The organism is Pseudomonas sp. KH_046_1 (assembly GCF_057839025.1).
The window spans coordinates 3,494,681-3,511,717 of sequence record NZ_CM174481.1 but is presented as its reverse complement, the minus strand read 5'-3'; the positions used below and the strand labels follow the sequence as shown (position 1 = coordinate 3,511,717).

The following is a 17,037-nucleotide window of genomic DNA, read 5'->3' as shown; positions in this document are numbered from 1 at the left end:
AGGGGGTGGTGCAACTAATGGGCCACTACCATGGTGGGAAGAAAAAGTTCAAATTAATTAGCAATTTGTTTCTGAATGTTACAGGTGGGAGTAGGGGGAGAGTGGGGAATATTCCTCAACTTAGGTGGTAAATGCCCGGTTGAGTGGGTGTAGTGCCCCATTTATGGAGAGAGTAGCGACTGTTTCACCGACCGTTTTTGGTAGGGACAAAGAGACCATTCGAAAAACTGGCCGCTGCTCGAAAAGCAGGACTCCATCCAGGGTGTAGGCTGAAGTGTGGGCTGGGGCTTTTTACCAAACCCCAGAAACGACAAAGCCCTGAATAATCAGGGCTTTGTCGTATAAAGATGGCGGAGGCGATGGGATTCGAACTCATGGACCTGTTACAGTCGACGGTTTTCAAGTCCGATATGCAAGTCCCTTTATTCTGCGGTGTGCAGCTCCTTTTCGTTCTAATACGAATTTTTTTTGCCACCTCTACAGGCCGCGTTTTACAAGGGGTGGTATTCGGGTTTTGTAACACTTTTTGGGCTATTTTGAGGGCTTAGCAATGGCGCCGACACGACGGTAAACGCGCTCGGTAATGTCGCCTTTGGTATGTCCTAGCAGCAAGCTGGCCTCACCAATATCCGTGATCTCTGATGCTGCTTTAGGTCGGATGTCTCGGAATTGAAACTCTGCGATCCGGCTCGCTAATTGCTTGTCACTATTATCAAGTGCCGCCTGCTTCGCCTTCTCTCTTGCCTCATCCCATCGCTTACGCAGCATGGTAGCGGTCATCCGTTTTCCTCTTTGACTAACTATCAGATAACTCGACAGATGCTGCGCATTACGCTTGGCGATCTGGGCGATCAGCAAGCCCAGGCTGTTTGCAGATCCATCAGTGGTAGTCTGTATTCGAAGTTTTTTACTGGTTTTGTTTTGCTGAACCATCAGGAATCCTCCCTCGATGTCATCCTTGCGCATTACTAATACGTCCGCTGGCCGTTGACCGGTCAGGTAAGCCAGGTCCATGGCATCTTTCAGCTCTTGACCTGCCTTCTGGTACACCGCCTTCCAGACCGCATCGTTTGCGTAGTAATCGCGCGGGGTTTCCTTGTTTTTACGGACTCCTTGGCACGGGTTTTCCTTTGTGGTTAGACCCCATTCTCGTGCCATGTTGAATACGTGGGAGAGGGTGGCGATTTCGCGATTTGCCCGCACTTTTGCCGAGCGTGCATCCCTGTAACCGGCAATTGCTGCAGGTGTTATGGCATCGATAGGTGCGCTGTCGAACATTGGTCGCAGTTGCTTAATCTCTGACAGGTTGTCCTTCTGGGTGCGTGCTGCTTTTTTGGGGACAATATCGCGAATATACCTATCAAAGATGCCCTTCATGGTTCGAAGATCAAGAGGCGCCTCCTTGGCTTCGAGTTCAGCCCATTTGACCCTGGCCTTGTCCAAGTCTTTGCCTAGCGGTATCGCCTTTCCCGACATATCCAAGTAGTAGTAAGCAATCCAGGTTTTTCCGCTTTTCCGGGGACGTGTCCACTGATACATCCTTGGCGGTAAGTTGCGTGTTTCGGCATTGCGGGGGCGCATATCAGTTCACTCGTGAGAAGTCTGGCGTCCATGCTGGCGCCGCGGGAGTGGAGGGCGGGTTGAGAGCGGTAGGTGACACCATGCCCAACTTCATGCGGACATAGTGCCGACCAACCAACGGGCGCTTGCCTCGGCTTTCGATGAAGACCCATTGGTGGTCGATCAGCCAGCGTCGCTGGGAAGCCCTGGCCTTGTAGCCGGTGATAATCGCCAGTTCTTCGTCCGAAAGAATTTCGGATTCCATGTGATGCTCCATGCCGCGGGGGGCGGCAGAAGGTGGGTGAGTGGAGGTGGCAGTTCGTTTGTTGAAGGCGCCAAGTCGGCGGCAGTTGCGCTGAAGCTAATCAGCGTCTTGCGGGTCCGGGTGAAACCGGGTGAATCGGTTTTCTGTGGGCATGGGGATGTCCTTCGCCGGTGATCGGCTACAATTGATGGGTCACTGATATGGAGATCGAATATGAAGTGCTTAATCTGTCAGGCTGCCGCCAGGATTGTTCAAGCGCCTGGAGACTGGTCAGAGATCAAATGCTCAGCTGGTTGTGGACACTTCAGAGTTTCAGCGAACCTTGTTGCGAAGATGAAGTTCAAGAAGAAATCCTTCGACATCGAACGCACAAGGCGATGGCTTGATATGTCCCGGAATGAGGAGCCTGTGCCATTGATATCGACCTACGATTACAACGTTTCCTTACTACATCGGGATGCAGAAGAGAGATCTACCAGCCTGCGGAATCGTTCTAGAAAGTCGGTAACTTCAGATTAGATAGAAGTTCTTGCTTCGATCTGGCGAAGTGCATGCTGCATGGCGGTGATGACCCGCTTCATCACCGTCGTGCGCTCATCCTATGTCGGCGCGACAGGTTTGGTTTTCTGTGGGCATGGGGCGTCCTATGCCGGGGCTTGCCATTCTTATCGTGGACGACAGGGGCTGGCTGGATCAAAACGATTTCTTCAGGCATGACTTCGTCCTTGCCGCTATAGCGGCTGACTTTGAAGGGGAAAGTGGTGTTACTTGTGGGGAGAGGCAGAGAGTTTGGAGTAAGTGTTGATATCAGTTGTGGCAAGAAGGCTGCGGCCATCTTTGAATTTTGCGTAGAAAGTTATTTCCTTTTCTTTATCACATAGCCACCAGCCCGCAACTAGTCCAACCGGACCTAAAAGCAATGCTCCAGCCAGACTCCATCGAATAGCGCTCCCTTTCTTATTAACTATTTCCTCGGTTGCTGTTTCTAAAGTCTCTAGTTTTGAAATGGGTATCTTTATTTCAAGAGAAGGTTTTACTGCGGATTTTAAAATGAACAGTCCAGATTGAAATTCAGCATCACCGGCCAGAAAGTCACCGGATATCACCGTTATCTTCGACATGGTGTTTCTCTTCTGATCAGGTTTAGCCAGCTGATTACTGGGCTCCAAAGGTCCCTGTCAGTCAATCGACTTGCGACAAAAGGTGAGGTTGATGGTCTCCATCGATACCAGATCATGGGCCTTCACAACCGTCATGCTGAGGCAGCCGGCGATCAGCACTTCCAGTCCTGCACCTTTCGAATGCTCCCAGCCAGGGAGCGTTGCCAAGGTGTCGCAGTTCATCAGGGCTGCGATGTCGCGGCGCATGCAATCGTTCCAGGTTCCGCAGCCCGGGTTGAGTTCGCACGGCACCGACCGGCGACCCTCCTGCATGGCGACTACCACCGTGGTACCAGCGCCGCCCTCCGTGACCGGATGCGACAGGGGGTGGTACTTTTATTGTGGGTGAGCTATTAATCTTTCAGGCCGGCATGGGGTCGGTTCAAGGAGTTGGAATGGTCAGTGATCGCGAAATTGCACTTGAGCAGGCGCTTGTAGCAATTATTGGAGCGGCCATCGACAGCGGGCTTGATGTAAAAAGCCTGATTGACAACGCGACAGCCGGCTTACTTGGAGATGCTTCATACCGCTGGGTTGAACATCCGCATGTATCAAACGCCATTAAAGTGATGATTGATGCATATGATCAAGTCAAGTAGTGGGCACTGCACCAGTGCAATAACTAGACCGTCAGATTTCGACACCGGTCTTGGCAGACTCTTCAAACTGTCGCGACCACTTTTCCTTAACGACGATTTCAGGTTGCCACATGCTCGCAAAGCGGGCGGACTCTTCGGCAGGCACGGTTGCAAGGGTGATCAGGAGCGTTGATACAGTCTCCTGCCATTCCTTGAGCCTGTGGCGCTCGCCTAGCACCTGTCAGCCACAATTCAGCAATCAGGCACCGCCCTCCGTGTCCGGATGCGACAAGGTGTAGTGGCATTTTGATCGCCTGTGAGCTATTTATCTCTAGGGCCGGCATGGAGCCGGGTCAAGGAGATGAAATGGTCACTGATCGCGAAATTGCACTTGAGCAAGCGCTTGTAGCAATTATTGGAGCGGCCATCGCCAGCGGGCTTGATGTCAAAAGCCTGATGGACAACGCGGCAGCCGGCTTACTTGGAAATGCTTCATACCGCTGGGTTGGGCATCCGCATGTGTCAAACGCCCTTCAGGTGATGATTGTTGCTCATGCGCAGGCATTGGACACCATGCCCCCGCAGTAACTGAAGTTTCAGGCTTCAATACCCGTCCTGGCGAACTCTTCGAGCTGACGCGACCACTTTTCCTTAACGACTATTTCAGATCGCGACATGGTCGCAAAGCAGGCGGACTCTTCGGCAGGCACGGTAGCGAGGGTGATCAGGAGCGTTGACACAGTCTCCTGCCCTTCGTTGAACCTGTGGCGCTCGCCCAGTACCTGTCAGCCACATCTCAGCAATCAGGCGCCGCCCTCCGTGACCGGATGCGCAGCGTAGTAGCGAAATAATGTTGAATGGTCTACAAAGGCATGGTCTTAATTCGTCCGATAACGGACTCAATCGGAGCATGTGCAATGGATTTCACAAGAGACCCAAACGATTTCCTCAGTTACATCACCACAGTCAAAGGGGACTGGGCTCGTGCTTCTTCTGAGTTGCTCGACCTCGTTGAGCATTGGCAAGATTTGTCGATGAAGCATTTCGCAGGTATGACTTCAATAGCTGCGAAGGAGCGCAGCATCGAGGGAGAAGTATTGGGTAAACAGTTCTCCATCGAGATCAACCCAATCTCCCTGCATAAAGCTGGGCTGGCAGAAGCTGTATTGTTCTTGCGCCAGGTCGGAGGTTCAAAATCGGAATTGGGTCGATTTAGCGTTCGTCGTGATGGAGCGATTTTAAGCAGCGATGGATCGGTTCTCGTATATCCGCAAGATGATCACTACAGCTACCAAATATTCACCACAATCATGCACGCTGTGATTGAGGCGCCCACTCCAGTCGATGCTGAATAACCGTCAGGTGTCATCGCTGCAGCCGCGTAACTCGTCGTGCCTGTATGCCCGTTCCAATTTTCGCGACACGTTTTCGCTGATCGTGATTTCGTGTCGCGACATGTTGGCGAATCGGGCGGACTCCTCGGTGGGAGCCGCTGCTAGGTTAAGAATGAAGGTTGACACCGTCTCCTGCCACTCCTCGAAGTCGTGGCGCGCGCCCAGCACTTGGAGTGCATCTGCCAGCGCCTTCGACACAATTAGCGACCGTTTCTCGGCGCCGATCCGGTCCAGCAAGGCTTTCTCCTTGGCGCGCTTGTTCCGCTGAATATCCGTGGCCATAGCCTGTCTCTTCAATTCTTTGGGCTGGTAGATCCAGCCATGTCTGGCGTCGGCGCTGGCGCACCTGGTTGCTTATTCGTCTCATGCTGCCCTCTGTTGACTCCAGACACCCACGGCGTCGAACACCCGTGCGGCCTGCTCTTCAGTCAGCGATATCTCGGCGGGGATGGCGATCCAGCCCGAAGCGACCCGATGATTCGGATTGCTCTCGGCGACCAAGTCTTTGTAGGTTTCCTCGATCACGTCTTCGAGGTGCGCGGCCAGATAGTTGCCTTGGGGAGCAACCTCTACTGATTTAGTGTAGCGGTGCCCTCGTTGATCGCGACACTGGACGCTGAGATAGATCGTCCAACGGTGGGGGAAGTCGCAGACTGCTTCGGCCATGCGTGGTCCTGGCGGGATGCTCTTGCAGCTCTTCCTGTTGATCATCCCTTGGCGTCCGCTGGGGTCGATGTGGACCACCGCGACGTGATTGGCATTGAGCAGTGCCCGGCTCGCTCGCTCTATCCGGGTACGCATGTTGTTGGGCTTTCGCTTTTTCATAGCGTCACCGCAATCTGGCGATTGGCCTTTGCTTCAAACTGCATGGCGAGTTCGTGAGCGGCCTTGTAGTCGTCACGGAAGGCGCGAGTCTTGCCGGTGGTGCGGTCTTTAATCTGGTACATGCCGATACTTTTCCCGTTGACTTGAAAGCGCACCGGTTTGGATGGCTCTTGCCGATCAGGGCGCCCACATAGCACGGCTTGTGCAGCCTTGGCTTTTTCCAGTAGCACACCGAGTTCATCGAAGCGCTCTATAAATGATGGATGCATAGCTGATCCCTCGGAGTAGGTTGCGTGTATTCGTCAGCACTCCGCCTACCTGCGAGTTGATTAATTACCGGGGTTTGGACAGGCCCGCTTGAATGCGCTGGGTGATCTCCTCTCGATGCACTGCGACTTCCTTGGGCGCGCTTGTCCCGATGCGTACTTGTTGGCCGCTCACACCCAGCACGGTGATTGTGATGTCGTTGCCTATGTTGATGCTTTCGCCTGCTTTACGAGTCAAAATCAGCATTGTCCATTTCCTTGCGTGAGTTGGTTTACATCCCGATGCACCCTGTCACCAAGGTGCAGCAGTGATGCTGTCCATCCAATTGCCGCCGGAGGGGCGGGGCGCATTGCTTGCCGGGTCATTCACACGGTTCTGGGGTTCACCATCGAGCAGCCGCCCAGGTTGTTCCTGTCGTTGGCAGGCTTTCGGGCCTGTCTGCTTGCCGGTCGCCGGTAGAGGCAATGCGGTCTGTTGTTTGTTGCGCTGATTGTTAAAGAGTGGCGCGGCTTTCGCTGCTCGCCTGTGTCGCTTTGGCTTGAGTTAATTTAAGCAAGCTGAAATTAAAGAGTCAAGCATGCTGAACTAATAATTCAGTATTCTGAAATGAATGACTAACAAAAAGCCCGCTCAGTGGCGGGCTCAATTCATGATTCGCAGTACTGCCGCCATCCAATCCTGACAGCGCCGCTTTCAAGTCGCTCCATTCTGACCCCATCGGTTTCTTCAATTTCATGAAGAATTTGCAGCCACGCATCGGCAGATTCTTCATCTGACTGGGTGATTACTATGGATTGGGTTTTCTGCGCATGCGGTGCAGAGATCAGGCGTTGGATTCGTCGGCGTATAAGCTCAAATGAGGTCTCAGTTGAGTTTGAAGGAGGAGGGCGGTGCATACGATGATCCTTAGTTTTATCGTTTGGAAACGCCCATAAAGTGTCAAATAAATGGCGGGTTTAGATAGTCCATTTCGGCTAGCTGCAAAAGTTTTTGTTCAAAGCAGGGAAATGCATGCCGCGGACTTAAGAAAAGTTAAAGACTTGAGTGGACTGAAGACGAAAAAGCCCGCGCATGGCGGGCTCTCTCAAGGCAGACAAGACAGCCTGCCAATGTCCTATAGCTTTTGTAGCGCCCTAACCACGACTCCGACGATTCGGCAGTTCTCTGCACACATCTCTGTAGGGTAGGCAGGGTTCAAGGGCTTTAAGTAACGTCGACCGCCGTCATCCACAAGCTTCTTGAAGGTGGCCTGGTCACTGTCAGCCAATTTGGCCACTACTAGTTTTCCGGACTGAACGTCAGCCTCGGTATCTACCAGGATCAGCGTTCCTTCAGTAATGCTTGTTCCGACCGGAGATGTCATCGAGTCGCCCTTCACCTCAAGCCAGAAAGCCGGGCCCTTTGAGTTGTAGTCCGATAGCTCGTATCGATCTGAAAACCCAGGAGGGAAGGGCTCGATTGCTTCCGCCCATGCACCAGCGGCGACCCAGCTGATTACCGGGTATCGAAACGACTCTACCGGTTGACGAATATCCTTCACGTTCGAATCGGAAAGCTCCGTTTCTTCGCCTTCACCGATAGCGAGCCATTCAGCGCGGAACCCAGTCGCCTTAGCTAACGCATAAAGATTTTCTGGGCGCAGACTTTTACTTTCTCCTGAAATCCACTGAGTCACAGCGGAGTTCGCAACCCCACATAGGGAAGCGATTTCGCCTTTTTTTTTCCCGCTGAGCGCGATGGCTCGGGCAATACGTTCGTGTCTGTCCATGACGCCAATATTAAGTTAGCTGAATTTAAGTATGCAGAGCACTGAAATCTTCGTTGACGACTTAACTTCAGCATGCTGAAATTGCGGCGTGCTTGAACGAGGAATACGCAATGAATACGCGTGAGGTTGCTGAACATTTCGGCAGCAAGAAAAAATTAGCAGTGGCGTTAGGTATTCACCCAAGCGCCGTGACGATGTGGGGGGAAACAATCCCGGAGTCTCGTCAGTACCAAATTCAGGTTCTTTCTAAAGGAAAGTTTAAAGCCGCTCGAACCGTTCGGTGAGACGAATTTTTACCATTCTGCTGGCAAATCGCTACGGAAAAAAATCTGAGGATTTACGAATGGAAGGTTTCTTTAGGGCCTGTCACGACGTAGTCAAGGACGCTGATACAAAGAAGCTTGCGACGCTAATGAATATGCCACCTGTAAGCCTGCTTCAGCGAGCGAATCCAGACGACGACGGCCACTGGATGAACGTTAAACACCTTTACGCGCTGTTGCTGCATTCGGGCGACATGCGGCCACTTGCTGCGCTGGCCGACGAGTTCTGCTTTGACCTGGTGCCCCGCGAGAAGCCGCCGGCCAAACCACTGATGGTTGCGCTGGGGCATCTTTCTGCTGAATGCGGAGATGTTGGCCGACTGATCTTCGATGCTGCCGAAGACAACCACATCAGTCAGCACGAAAAGGCCCAAGGCGATAAAGCAATCCTCGAGGCAATTGACGCGCTGCAGGTTCTCCGCGTGTCGTTAAATGCTGCCTGACCATAACCGCGCCACCGATTTTCATATCCGGTCTTCTCGGGGCTTTTTGTTGGTACCCAGAAATCACCACGGATGCACCGGACATCTATTTCACAAACTCCTCAAGCAGGAGTGAGATTGCTATGCAGTACACCATCGCTATCAACCAAGTGAAAGCATTGGAGTGGGGGTTGAACTCCCAGCAAGCGCTGCTGTTTTCGTTTGTCTACGAGTGTCCTAGCTGGGCAAGGCCAATCAAGACCGATAACGGGATTTTCTTTGCCTTGAGCAAGGCAAAGATCGTGGAGGAATTGCCCTTGCTCACCGACAAACCAGATACAGCGTACCGACTTCTCAAAGGGCTCGAGACCGCCGGGCTGATCGAGCTATCCCACACTTCCAACATCAGTTTGTTTCGTTTGACCGAAAAGGCCAAAGAGTGGAATCGCAAGTTGGACGGGTCGGAAAAATATCCGGCCTCTGAGGCGTTTGAGGGTCGGAAAAAAATCCGATCTACCTCGGAAAAATCTCCGAGCAAGGTCGGAAAAATATCCGAACAGGGTCGGAAAAAAATCCGAGGAGGGTCGGAAAAATTTCCGACAAATCAGGGTACCAGTAATCAGGGTACCAATCAGGTAACCAGTAATCAGGAAAATCAGGGCGCTAACGCGCCAGGCAAATCGTCAAAATTCGACCCGCTGACCGCCAAGCCGGAAAACGTCAGCGTCGAGGTTTGGGGCGACTGGTGCCAGCACCGCAAGGAAATCCACAAACCCCTCACCGCCAAAAGCTGCGAACAACAGGCCAAGGCCTTGGCGAGCCATCCAGCCCCCGATTCCGTTCTGGCCCTTTCGATCAGCAACGGATGGACGGGGATCTTCCCCGACAAAGCAGTCATCCCCGCGCCACTTCCGACCAGTCGCCATTCCGGCTTTGACACTCGCGATTACAAGGCCGGCACCAAGGAGAACGCCAATGGCACCTTCCGTCTCTAACTTCGGCGCTCACATGGACCGCAAATTCGGCGTCATCGGCCGTCAGCCAGCGAGCTGCTTCGATCATGGTGAATACTCGGCGGTCATCCTCAAGGGTGGCAACCTGTCTGGGTGTCCCATCTGCGCAAGCAACAAGCGCGACATGCAAGAGCTCGAGCACAAGCGCTGTCAGTTTCGGATAGTTCAGCAATCAAGCGCCCGGATTCCGAAGCGTTTCGCGGCAAAGACATTCGCCGATTTCGTCGTGTCGCATCCGGCCCAGCAGATTGCCCTAGATGCGTGCACCGACTACGTCGACAACTTTTCGAAGCATCGCCGGGAAGGTCGCTGCATGTTGCTGTTGGGTAAGGTCGGCACCGGTAAGACCCACCTGGCTATTGCCTCGGCCAACCACCTGATCAACGAATGCATGGTCAAGGCGATTTACCGCACGGTGGGCACGCTCATCGGCGAGATCCGGGCGACGTTCAATGATCGCTCAGGCGAGTCCGAGGCGCACATCTTGCGTGAAGTGATCGGCGCGGACCTGCTGGTGCTAGATGAGGTCGGCGCGACCAAGCAGAGCGAGTTCGAGCTGGCCACCCTGTTCAGCATCATCAACGGTCGTTACGAGCAATGCCGTCCGACGATCATCGTCAGCAACCTGTCTCCCGCCGAATTGAACGACGCCATTGGTGCGCGCTGTGTCGACCGCATTCGCGAAAACGGCTGCATTGGCGTGCCATTCGAGTGGGAATCTCAGCGTGGTAAGGAGGGCTTCTGATGAACGCCGCCAAGCAACAAAACGTGCTCGCCGGGCAATCGTCGCTCGCCCGTAAAGTGTTCCGGGTCGTGCCAATTCAGGAGCGTTGGAGTGCCCACGATATTTTTAATTCGTTGGTAGCTGCCGAAGCCACGGCCGCCCAGTTCCCGGCCGTCCGTCGCGGCCTGGGCGAGTTGAAGGAGGCAGGTCTCATTCGCGAACCCGTTAACGGTCACTTCCAGCGTACCGCCATCACCACCAAATCCCCGAGAGAGCAGGGCATGTCAATAGAAACTCAGCCGGCCGTTATGACCATCAAGAAAACCGATGCCAGTGCTCTGGATACTTTGGCGGTGCTGTCCAGTGAGGTAATCAGCTTTGCCGAGGAGGTCGGACAGCGCATGAAAAAACTGGCGGCGCGCATTGAGGAAGTGGCTCTTTCCGTCGAGGCAGAGCGTGAGACCAATGCTGAAGCACTCGACAAATTCAAGCTTCTGCAATCTCTGCTGAAGGGGGGTTAATGGGCAAGCGCATGGGGATCAGCTTGGAGATGCTCGATCGCCGCTTGGCTACTCCGGATCCGGAAAACTATCGGTTTGCCGTGTTCTGCTGCTCGTACAAGGTGGACTTGGGCAGCACCCCCGATCACGCATTGGCGCTGTTCGTTGACCAGGCAATGGCCGAGCGCTACGGCGCTTGGATGTGGCCCTCGACATTTGAAGTGGTCGACCTGCTTAGCAAAAGGGGCGATGACCAATGACTGCTCCGTTGAAAACCCTGACGGTGAAACTGTCTGATGCGGTCATCAAACAGCATGCCATCGACCCGACCATAACCGAGCTGAAAGATCCGCGGCACCCGCTGCGGTTTCGTTATCGTCACGACCGCAGCAAAGGCAGTTGGCACCTGGTGCGTTTCGACAAGGGCGCGAAATGGAAAAAGGCTGCCAACTGGCCCGACGTGCCTGCGCGGGTGATGCTCGACAGCTTGCCGGTAGTGCAGGCCCGGTTGTTGGCCGATCCGACGGCAGCAGCCACAGTGGATGGCTGGGAGCGGGTCGGGCAGGTGCTGGAGTGGTACGCCGCGCGCTTGAAAACCGATAACAGTTTGTCCAAAAGCCGCCGGGGATCGTCGTTGTCGGCGATCCGCTGCCAGTTGTTGCCCGCTCTGGGTGATTTACCCTTGTGCAAACTCAATGCCGATACCTTGGACCGACACTTGGTCTGGCACATGCAGGCCGAGTACAGCCTGTCCTACGTCAAGTCGGTGTTGGACGTACTGAAGGTGGTGTTCGGCGCCGCCTTAACGCTGAAAAAGATCACTGTGAATCCACTGCTCGGGGTGTCGTTCAGTCACTTCACCAAGGCCAAAATCAAGCCCAAGGGAGCGCGCTTGCGACACGTCGCTGTGGTGGACCTGCTGGCCGAATGGGGCGAAGCGTTCAACGCGGAACCGGCGGCCGTGACGCTGCTGGTGTTGATGCTGACCCATGCCACGCGGATCACCGAAACCCGTCTGGCCATGTGGAAAAACATCCACCTGGACGCGGGGGAATGGTTCATCCCGGCCGATGACACGAAATCCAAGCGCGACCACCTGTTGCCGTTGACCACGCAGGCCGTGACTTTTCTGGAGCGCTACCGAGCGCAGCAGCGGGCCGAGGGTTACGACGGGGCGTACCTGTTTCCGGCGACTTCACGTGCGGGGCGCCCGATGTCACGCAGCCAGGCCTTTGCCATTTTTGCCCGGTTGGGGGCGGGCGAGTGGACCAGTCACGACCTGCGCAAACTCGCGCCTTCCATCTGGGCCAACCTCGGTGTCGATTCGCTGGTGGGCAAGCTGCTACTCAACCACGCCCTGACCGAATTGGAGCGCACTTACTTTCAGGCAATGGGCGAGATGGTAAAGCGCAACGCTCTGGAACGGTGGCACGGCTGGCTCGACGCACAGGGTTTTGATGCATTGCAGGACAAGACAGGAGCAAGACGCGTGAGCAAGCCGGTTGCCCTGGACCCCTCGGGCTGGTTGGCCTGAAGCCGAAAACAGAAATTAATCTTACAAGAGGATTCAAACATGCAGAAAGGGCAGGGGCTTGGCATTAAGAGGGAGCGGATCGAGCTGGAGCCTTGCTCGATCTGCAAGCGCAAAGCGGTAGTGGAAGGGGTGTTTTATGAGCAGATTTGTACTGCATGCAACGGCTCAGGTTGGGTTGTTTTGGGTAGCAGGTTGGTGCTTTCTTCGGACGAGTTAGTCACCCAGTTGAGTTTCAAATTGCAGCGGGCTCAGCGTGAAATTGAAGTGCTCAAGCAGAGATCGTCGATATCTGACCAGGCCGAGTATCACCAAATGAACAACCGTCGCGGTGCCGGCGGCACAAATTACACAGGGGATTGAGAACATGATGATTCGAAAGCCGGCAGGCCGACCTTTGGGTGATACCGAATACCTGCTGGAGCAGTGGGGATGGTGGCGGATGGATGGGGCCGGTGTCCCAACCTATATCTCACCGACTTTTGCGCTAATGCGTCAGGCGATGCCGCAAGTGTCGGCGAGCAAGAGCTATTGCATCACAGATGAATGGGCCGGAGCTATTGATAGCGCGATTGCGCGGCTCTCACATCGTGACCGACAAATGGGCGATATTATTTGGCTTTACTACGGTGCTAAATGGCCCATGCTTCGGGTTGGCAAGCACTACGGCATAAGTGAAGGGAAGACGCGGGAATTAGTGAGAGCCGGGATCGCGTGGATCGATTGTGCTGTCGATGAAATGCGGAAAGCTGCTTAAGCTATTAGCCGATTGCTGCCTGTCGCGACAGGCAGAGAACGACCCAATATAGATAGTCCGTCCCACCAAAGTAAGGTTGCAGCATGAGGCCTAACCCTTCGTTCAAGCGGACCGGAATCAACCGAACTGAATCTTGCATCCATTGATACGGGTGCGGCAGTCACTGGTGAGGGGGTAACCCATGAGTAACCCTAACCTGAAACGCCAAGGGCCTGCGATCATGCAGGCCCAGTCAGGTTGGGTACACCGCGATGGGTAACCGCTGTGGTAACCCAACAGCGGCATTCTGCTTGGAGCCAGTATCTACGCGGCCTGTAGGCATTCAGTGCGCGACCTATCAAGCGGCACTCGCCTCATTGGTAGGATTCAAATAGCAGGCCATCTCCCGTTCGACAACGTCGATCTCATTTAGCCCCCAGTTTGTCAGGGGCGCGGAAGATTTGCCGGTCGACGCAAAACTCGCCGCCAGCAGACGGGTCATCAGCGTCTTTGCCAAGTCCAGTTGCTCCTGAAGCTCCTGAACCGCGCGATCAGCCTTGTCCAGGCGCTGTTGCAGGGCATCGCGCCCGGCAGTGATCTGTCCGATACTGGCCATCGTTTCATGTGGGGCGACCATCACTGCCGCTTTTTCTTCCAAAGATTTGTCACTCATCAATGTGCTCGTTCGCTCAGGTTCAAGGTCAGGCGCGCTCAGGTCTTGCCTCACTGATATCGGCACGAGAGTTTATTCCTATAGTTTTCTATCGCACTGCTGCGCAAGGCGCCGACCAACGGCAGCGTAATCCATCAGCGAACCCAGCCTAGTTGCGAACAAGCATCTCAGCAGGCACTGGGTTCAGTGCTCGTATCTATAAACGTCCGTTCCTGGCCGATGTCGGTGAAACTGGGTCGCTACTCTCTCCATAAATGGGGTACTACACCCACCCAACCAGGCGTTTACCACCAAATTTGAGGAATATTCCCCCCTCACTCGTTCTCTCGCTTGAAACCCTCGGAAACAGCTTGTTAATTAATTTGAGCTTTTTCCTCGCCCTATTGAGATGGCTCATTAGTTGCACCACCCCTTGGGACCCGCAATAGCTGTCGTCCCGGACATCATGGAGACGGCGGGGCTCGCTAGATTCGGTATGACGCGAGGGGTGAGAAATGAAACGCGCGACACCACCATGCAGTTCCATCGCCTTGCTGCCCAGGTCAAGCCCGCCCTGTGCTATGCCCCTTATCCTGAACACCGTCAACGCCGTACCGCTGGATGATTTCGGCACGGAAAAACTCGACCCGAAACTGCCAGCGCCAACGTCATACGCAATGGCCGTTTGTGTTCACCCTGGTGCTGAAGTTCCTCTGTTACATCGGCCCGGCACTGAGCATCTGGCCGAACATCATCCCGCCATCCGTCAACCTGTGGGCGGCGGCATCACTTGCCACCAGTCGGCTGTTCGCCCTGATCGGCGCGCTGTTCATCTTGCCGGTGATCCTGATGTTCGCCTTCTGGACCTATTAGGTGTTCCACGCAAAAGTGAGAATTGGTGATGGCTTCCACTGATAGATCAATTGCTCGAATCACGAAACGGCCGATGCCCCTTTATAAGCAGCTCGCTGAGTTGAGCCTGATGTTTATCGCGTTGGTGATGATGCTGGCGTTGTCCGCTGTAGTGGCGATGGAGTTGACCCTTGGAGCAGTGCTCTGACGAGTCCGGTAAAAGTAGATGAGAGCCCCGCTGATTTTTTTGTCTTTAGACGAAGCACGCGCAGTGATCGGGGCCAGCCTGAACATCGATGCTGCGCAGCTAAAAGTGTGCCGTATCTGGCCCGACAACTGACAGGCTGTTCGACAGGGGTACGCTCTGCGTGACTTTGGCCAAGCGAGTACCACCGCGTTACGAACAACGAACTGAAAGGAGCCCCGTCATGCCGATGATCGACAGCGAACACCTCAAGCCCGGCCTGCGACCGGTACAGATAGCCGAAGCGGCTTGGTATAAGGCATTGGTGGTCCGCGAAGTGGCCGCTCCCGAAGACTTGCCCGCCGCCCGTGAAGCGGCCGATAAGGCACTCAAAGCCTATACCGATGCCTGCGTGGAGCTGTATGGCTATATTCAATGCGCGGTGCAAAACGCCGAAGCGGAGGCCGTACAAAAAGGTAGCCCAGTATCCCGAACCTAGGGCCGAATAGATGGTGCTGCTTCAGGGGGAGCCTGCTGAGGACTTGTGCTTCAATGTTCACCCCGCGCTGGGCAGCGCACGAAACTAGGGATGCGGATTGATCGAACCGGGAGGAATCTGCAATGAGTATCCAAAATCGCAAACTCACAGATTTCATCTTGAAGGCCGGCCCGTTTGAGGCTAGGCATCGGTTTCAATGGGCTTGAACTTCACTACCTCCTCGCCAAGCCATTCGTTGATTCGATCAAGCTTGAATGACCGCTTGTGGCCGAATACTGTCTGAGGCGCACGACTGACATGCGTTATTTTCTGTCCATGATGGAAAAAGCATGATGAGCGAATTCCATGCAGCCGATGGTTAGGTGGGATGCAAACGCGTGGTCAAAGTGAGTGCATTTTCTCATACACGCGGAAAGACCTTTTCCGCACGGAATAGACCTGCTTTTATAGCAGCGTGTGTTGCTGTGAACGCAGCGAGACGCCTTTCAAGAGCCCGACTATTGAGTCGGGTTTTTTGTGCCTTTTTATAAGCCCTGCCATCGAGCGGGGCTTTTTCGTTTTCGGCCCTATGCCTGGCTCTTTGCTTCGAGCGGATGACAGTGACATGGAGGCCGGACCTATTCGAGGACTACAGATGAACACAGAGCATCAGGCTCTCGCCGATGTGCCACTTTGGCTGTTGGTATTGTTGAGCATGGCCGGTTTGTCTGGGGAGATGTTGAGAGCCTCAGGTTCTGACCTTGGTCTTCGGCAGATCCTCCAGCGTGTTGCGCTGCGTTTTCTTGCGTCTGGCCTGTTGGGTATGGCCACGCTGCTGCTCGCGATGGCGCTGTGGAGCAACTTTTATCTTGCCGCCGGCCTGGGCATTGTAATCGCGGTCATCGGTGCTGATGTAACCGGCGGTTTGTACACCCAGTTTCTGGCCCGGAAAGCTGGTATCAACTCCCGTAATTCATAGCGAGGTAAAGCAGTGATGGCCTGCTATGACTCGCTCAACGGGCCGCCAGACAGCTATGGCTCGGCTATTGCGGAAAACTAAATGGTCAAAATCAAAATCACACCCGACATGCTGCCCGTGTCCGAGGCGCTGCTGGAGCTGGAGAAAAAGCACATTCCGCATGTGCTTGCCCTGACCGCGACCCGCTTGGCCCAGCGGGTCAAGAAGGGCGAACTGACCGTCATGGCGCAGCGTCTGGACCGGCCAACTCGGACTACGATGAACAGCTTGTTTGTCAGAATGGCCACCAAAAGTAAGCCGGCCGAAGTTTTTTTCAAGGACTCTTGGACCTCGGGCATTCCCGCTGATACCTATCTTCAGCAGACTGTCAGGGGCGGGCCACGACCGCATAAGCGCTTTGAAAAAGCCCTGATCGCGCGCGGCTTTATGAAGTCCAGCCAGTTCGCAATCCCTAATCCCAATGTGCTCGACAAGTATGGCAACGTTTCACGAGGAACGATGACTCGGATCTTGTCGGGCTTGGGGGCTGCCGAAACCTCGCGTGGCTATCAGGCCAACGCCTCCAACAGCAAGCGCAGTCAGCGCAAGGGCAATGCCAGGAGTTATTTCTCGGGCGTTGTCGGGGGAACGGCTGGTGTGTGGGAGCGCAAAGAGACGGCGTTCGGCGATGCCGTCAGGCCGATGTTTGTCTTCAGCCGGAGCGCGCCGATGTACCGCACGATCTTCCCGTTCTTCAAGATCGCGAACAACATCTGCAAGGCCAACTACAGCGCCGAGTTCCGCGGTGCATTTGCCGATGCGATGGCCACCGCGAAGCCGTGATCGC

At 54.6% G+C, this 17,037-nt stretch carries 26 protein-coding genes and 1 pseudogene; 16 read left to right on the top strand and 11 right to left on the bottom strand.

Annotated features, from left to right (window positions below; genetic code table 11):
* Positions 1–531 precede the first annotated feature (531 nt).
* From AC3IT9_RS16215 to AC3IT9_RS16200, 4 genes are all read right to left on the bottom strand, one after another.
* Positions 532–1,581, bottom strand: coding sequence for a tyrosine-type recombinase/integrase (locus AC3IT9_RS16215; protein ID WP_150756587.1), 1,050 nt, complete (start codon positions 1,579–1,581; stop codon positions 532–534).
* Between the two features lies 1 nt (position 1,582).
* On the bottom strand, positions 1,583–1,825 hold the full coding sequence (locus tag AC3IT9_RS16210) for a DUF4224 domain-containing protein (RefSeq protein WP_150756586.1): 243 nt from the start codon (positions 1,823–1,825) through the stop codon (positions 1,583–1,585).
* A gap of 764 nt (positions 1,826–2,589) precedes the next feature.
* Positions 2,590–2,946, bottom strand: coding sequence for a hypothetical protein (locus tag AC3IT9_RS16205; protein ID WP_151213765.1), 357 nt, complete (start codon positions 2,944–2,946; stop codon positions 2,590–2,592).
* Between the two features lie 57 nt (positions 2,947–3,003).
* Positions 3,004–3,258, bottom strand: coding sequence for a DUF4406 domain-containing protein (locus AC3IT9_RS16200; protein WP_151213764.1), 255 nt, complete (start codon positions 3,256–3,258; stop codon positions 3,004–3,006).
* Positions 3,259–3,380: 122 nt separating this feature from the next.
* Between AC3IT9_RS16200 and AC3IT9_RS16195 the strand changes: the two genes are divergently transcribed.
* The 3 genes from AC3IT9_RS16195 to AC3IT9_RS16185 all read left to right on the top strand — a co-directional run bounded on the left by AC3IT9_RS16195 (position 3,381) and on the right by AC3IT9_RS16185 (position 4,918).
* Positions 3,381–3,584: a hypothetical protein gene (locus tag AC3IT9_RS16195; protein ID WP_150755814.1), complete on the top strand. Its 204-nt coding sequence runs from the start codon at positions 3,381–3,383 to the stop codon at positions 3,582–3,584.
* A gap of 345 nt (positions 3,585–3,929) precedes the next feature.
* The gene (locus tag AC3IT9_RS16190; protein ID WP_150755812.1) at positions 3,930–4,151 is read left to right on the top strand and encodes a hypothetical protein; all 222 of its coding nucleotides are present in this window, start codon (positions 3,930–3,932) and stop codon (positions 4,149–4,151) included.
* A gap of 329 nt (positions 4,152–4,480) precedes the next feature.
* A complete protein-coding gene (locus tag AC3IT9_RS16185; protein WP_151213763.1) occupies positions 4,481–4,918 on the top strand; it encodes a hypothetical protein in 438 nt (145 codons plus the stop codon).
* Between the two features lie 3 nt (positions 4,919–4,921).
* Here AC3IT9_RS16185 and AC3IT9_RS16180 read toward each other — a convergent pair whose 3' ends face one another.
* From AC3IT9_RS16180 to AC3IT9_RS16155, 6 genes are all read right to left on the bottom strand, one after another.
* A complete protein-coding gene (locus AC3IT9_RS16180) occupies positions 4,922–5,239 on the bottom strand; it encodes a hypothetical protein (protein WP_151213762.1) in 318 nt (105 codons plus the stop codon).
* A gap of 81 nt (positions 5,240–5,320) precedes the next feature.
* Positions 5,321–5,782: a hypothetical protein gene (locus AC3IT9_RS16175; RefSeq protein ID WP_151213761.1), complete on the bottom strand. Its 462-nt coding sequence runs from the start codon at positions 5,780–5,782 to the stop codon at positions 5,321–5,323.
* Positions 5,779–6,051 carry a hypothetical protein gene (locus AC3IT9_RS16170; protein WP_489270361.1) on the bottom strand — a complete coding sequence of 91 codons (273 nt, stop codon included), beginning with the start codon at positions 6,049–6,051 and terminating at the stop codon, positions 5,779–5,781. The genes AC3IT9_RS16175 and AC3IT9_RS16170 overlap by 4 nt, the downstream gene beginning before the upstream one ends.
* A 64-nt stretch (positions 6,052–6,115) precedes the next feature.
* Positions 6,116–6,295 (bottom strand): carbon storage regulator CsrA, encoded by a 180-nt coding sequence (csrA, locus tag AC3IT9_RS16165; protein WP_150755807.1) that lies wholly within the window; start codon positions 6,293–6,295, stop codon positions 6,116–6,118.
* A 401-nt stretch (positions 6,296–6,696) separates the two neighbouring features.
* Complete coding sequence (locus AC3IT9_RS16160; RefSeq protein ID WP_150755806.1) at positions 6,697–6,945, bottom strand: DUF1654 domain-containing protein; 249 nt, start codon at positions 6,943–6,945, stop codon at positions 6,697–6,699.
* 218 nt (positions 6,946–7,163) lie between these two features.
* Positions 7,164–7,817, bottom strand: a complete 654-nt coding sequence (locus AC3IT9_RS16155) for a LexA family protein (RefSeq protein ID WP_150755805.1) — start codon at positions 7,815–7,817, stop codon at positions 7,164–7,166.
* A 110-nt stretch (positions 7,818–7,927) separates the two neighbouring features.
* On the opposite strand from AC3IT9_RS16155, the gene AC3IT9_RS16150 reads away from it, so the two are divergent.
* The 9 genes from AC3IT9_RS16150 (at position 7,928) to AC3IT9_RS16110 (ending at position 13,087) form a co-directional block, all read left to right on the top strand.
* The gene (locus AC3IT9_RS16150; protein ID WP_150755804.1) at positions 7,928–8,101 is read left to right on the top strand and encodes a Cro/CI family transcriptional regulator; all 174 of its coding nucleotides are present in this window, start codon (positions 7,928–7,930) and stop codon (positions 8,099–8,101) included.
* 59 nt (positions 8,102–8,160) lie between these two features.
* Positions 8,161–8,583 (top strand): phage regulatory CII family protein, encoded by a 423-nt coding sequence (locus AC3IT9_RS16145; protein WP_150755803.1) that lies wholly within the window; start codon positions 8,161–8,163, stop codon positions 8,581–8,583.
* Positions 8,584–8,705: 122 nt separating this feature from the next.
* Positions 8,706–9,557: a hypothetical protein gene (locus tag AC3IT9_RS16140; protein ID WP_224794525.1), complete on the top strand. Its 852-nt coding sequence runs from the start codon at positions 8,706–8,708 to the stop codon at positions 9,555–9,557.
* Complete coding sequence (locus AC3IT9_RS16135; protein WP_489270360.1) at positions 9,538–10,320, top strand: ATP-binding protein; 783 nt, start codon at positions 9,538–9,540, stop codon at positions 10,318–10,320. The genes AC3IT9_RS16140 and AC3IT9_RS16135 overlap by 20 nt, the downstream gene beginning before the upstream one ends.
* The gene (locus tag AC3IT9_RS16130) at positions 10,320–10,820 is read left to right on the top strand and encodes a hypothetical protein (protein ID WP_489270359.1); all 501 of its coding nucleotides are present in this window, start codon (positions 10,320–10,322) and stop codon (positions 10,818–10,820) included. The genes AC3IT9_RS16135 and AC3IT9_RS16130 overlap by 1 nt, the downstream gene beginning before the upstream one ends.
* 29 nt (positions 10,821–10,849) lie before the next feature.
* Entirely contained in the window at positions 10,850–11,059 is a 210-nt protein-coding gene (locus AC3IT9_RS16125) for a hypothetical protein (protein WP_150755820.1), read from the top strand.
* Complete coding sequence (locus AC3IT9_RS16120; protein WP_150755800.1) at positions 11,056–12,333, top strand: tyrosine-type recombinase/integrase; 1,278 nt, start codon at positions 11,056–11,058, stop codon at positions 12,331–12,333. The genes AC3IT9_RS16125 and AC3IT9_RS16120 overlap by 4 nt, the downstream gene beginning before the upstream one ends.
* Before the next feature lie 39 nt (positions 12,334–12,372).
* Positions 12,373–12,693, top strand: a complete 321-nt coding sequence (locus AC3IT9_RS16115) for a hypothetical protein (RefSeq protein WP_151213751.1) — start codon at positions 12,373–12,375, stop codon at positions 12,691–12,693.
* A 4-nt stretch (positions 12,694–12,697) separates the two neighbouring features.
* Entirely contained in the window at positions 12,698–13,087 is a 390-nt protein-coding gene (locus AC3IT9_RS16110; protein WP_178082417.1) for an antiterminator Q family protein, read from the top strand.
* Positions 13,088–13,424: 337 nt separating this feature from the next.
* Here AC3IT9_RS16110 and AC3IT9_RS16105 read toward each other — a convergent pair whose 3' ends face one another.
* Positions 13,425–13,739 (bottom strand): hypothetical protein, encoded by a 315-nt coding sequence (locus AC3IT9_RS16105; protein ID WP_489270358.1) that lies wholly within the window; start codon positions 13,737–13,739, stop codon positions 13,425–13,427.
* A 639-nt stretch (positions 13,740–14,378) separates the two neighbouring features.
* Between AC3IT9_RS16105 and AC3IT9_RS16100 the strand changes: the two are divergent.
* The 4 genes and pseudogenes from AC3IT9_RS16100 to AC3IT9_RS16085 all read left to right on the top strand — a co-directional run.
* Positions 14,379–14,591, top strand: a pseudogene (locus AC3IT9_RS16100) (cytochrome d ubiquinol oxidase subunit II); the annotation flags it as partial.
* Positions 14,592–14,998: 407 nt separating this feature from the next.
* Positions 14,999–15,253 carry a hypothetical protein gene (locus tag AC3IT9_RS16095; protein WP_151213749.1) on the top strand — a complete coding sequence of 85 codons (255 nt, stop codon included), beginning with the start codon at positions 14,999–15,001 and terminating at the stop codon, positions 15,251–15,253.
* A gap of 634 nt (positions 15,254–15,887) precedes the next feature.
* A complete protein-coding gene (locus AC3IT9_RS16090; RefSeq protein ID WP_151213748.1) occupies positions 15,888–16,211 on the top strand; it encodes a phage holin family protein in 324 nt (107 codons plus the stop codon).
* An 81-nt stretch (positions 16,212–16,292) separates the two neighbouring features.
* Entirely contained in the window at positions 16,293–17,033 is a 741-nt protein-coding gene (locus AC3IT9_RS16085; protein WP_151213747.1) for a hypothetical protein, read from the top strand.
* Positions 17,034–17,037: the final 4 nt, after the last annotated feature.

Bases quoted from the DNA above. Each gene is read 5' to 3' on its own strand.
- AC3IT9_RS16215 (WP_150756587.1), bottom strand. From the start codon at position 1,581: ATGCGCCCCCGCAATGCCGAAACACGCAACTTACCGCCAAGGATGTAT.
- AC3IT9_RS16210 (WP_150756586.1), bottom strand. From the start codon at position 1,825: ATGGAATCCGAAATTCTTTCGGACGAAGAACTGGCGATTATCACCGGC.
- AC3IT9_RS16205 (WP_151213765.1), bottom strand. From the start codon at position 2,946: ATGTCGAAGATAACGGTGATATCCGGTGACTTTCTGGCCGGTGATGCT.
- AC3IT9_RS16200 (WP_151213764.1), bottom strand. From the start codon at position 3,258: ATGCAGGAGGGTCGCCGGTCGGTGCCGTGCGAACTCAACCCGGGCTGC.
- AC3IT9_RS16195 (WP_150755814.1), top strand. From the start codon at position 3,381: ATGGTCAGTGATCGCGAAATTGCACTTGAGCAGGCGCTTGTAGCAATT.
- AC3IT9_RS16190 (WP_150755812.1), top strand. From the start codon at position 3,930: ATGGTCACTGATCGCGAAATTGCACTTGAGCAAGCGCTTGTAGCAATT.
- AC3IT9_RS16185 (WP_151213763.1), top strand. From the start codon at position 4,481: ATGGATTTCACAAGAGACCCAAACGATTTCCTCAGTTACATCACCACA.
- AC3IT9_RS16180 (WP_151213762.1), bottom strand. From the start codon at position 5,239: ATGGCCACGGATATTCAGCGGAACAAGCGCGCCAAGGAGAAAGCCTTG.
- AC3IT9_RS16175 (WP_151213761.1), bottom strand. From the start codon at position 5,782: ATGAAAAAGCGAAAGCCCAACAACATGCGTACCCGGATAGAGCGAGCG.
- AC3IT9_RS16170 (WP_489270361.1), bottom strand. From the start codon at position 6,051: ATGCATCCATCATTTATAGAGCGCTTCGATGAACTCGGTGTGCTACTG.
- csrA (WP_150755807.1), bottom strand. From the start codon at position 6,295: ATGCTGATTTTGACTCGTAAAGCAGGCGAAAGCATCAACATAGGCAAC.
- AC3IT9_RS16160 (WP_150755806.1), bottom strand. From the start codon at position 6,945: ATGCACCGCCCTCCTCCTTCAAACTCAACTGAGACCTCATTTGAGCTT.
- AC3IT9_RS16155 (WP_150755805.1), bottom strand. From the start codon at position 7,817: ATGGACAGACACGAACGTATTGCCCGAGCCATCGCGCTCAGCGGGAAA.
- AC3IT9_RS16150 (WP_150755804.1), top strand. From the start codon at position 7,928: ATGAATACGCGTGAGGTTGCTGAACATTTCGGCAGCAAGAAAAAATTA.
- AC3IT9_RS16145 (WP_150755803.1), top strand. From the start codon at position 8,161: ATGGAAGGTTTCTTTAGGGCCTGTCACGACGTAGTCAAGGACGCTGAT.
- AC3IT9_RS16140 (WP_224794525.1), top strand. From the start codon at position 8,706: ATGCAGTACACCATCGCTATCAACCAAGTGAAAGCATTGGAGTGGGGG.
- AC3IT9_RS16135 (WP_489270360.1), top strand. From the start codon at position 9,538: ATGGCACCTTCCGTCTCTAACTTCGGCGCTCACATGGACCGCAAATTC.
- AC3IT9_RS16130 (WP_489270359.1), top strand. From the start codon at position 10,320: ATGAACGCCGCCAAGCAACAAAACGTGCTCGCCGGGCAATCGTCGCTC.
- AC3IT9_RS16125 (WP_150755820.1), top strand. From the start codon at position 10,850: ATGCTCGATCGCCGCTTGGCTACTCCGGATCCGGAAAACTATCGGTTT.
- AC3IT9_RS16120 (WP_150755800.1), top strand. From the start codon at position 11,056: ATGACTGCTCCGTTGAAAACCCTGACGGTGAAACTGTCTGATGCGGTC.
- AC3IT9_RS16115 (WP_151213751.1), top strand. From the start codon at position 12,373: ATGCAGAAAGGGCAGGGGCTTGGCATTAAGAGGGAGCGGATCGAGCTG.
- AC3IT9_RS16110 (WP_178082417.1), top strand. From the start codon at position 12,698: ATGATGATTCGAAAGCCGGCAGGCCGACCTTTGGGTGATACCGAATAC.
- AC3IT9_RS16105 (WP_489270358.1), bottom strand. From the start codon at position 13,739: ATGAGTGACAAATCTTTGGAAGAAAAAGCGGCAGTGATGGTCGCCCCA.
- AC3IT9_RS16095 (WP_151213749.1), top strand. From the start codon at position 14,999: ATGCCGATGATCGACAGCGAACACCTCAAGCCCGGCCTGCGACCGGTA.
- AC3IT9_RS16090 (WP_151213748.1), top strand. From the start codon at position 15,888: ATGAACACAGAGCATCAGGCTCTCGCCGATGTGCCACTTTGGCTGTTG.
- AC3IT9_RS16085 (WP_151213747.1), top strand. From the start codon at position 16,293: ATGGTCAAAATCAAAATCACACCCGACATGCTGCCCGTGTCCGAGGCG.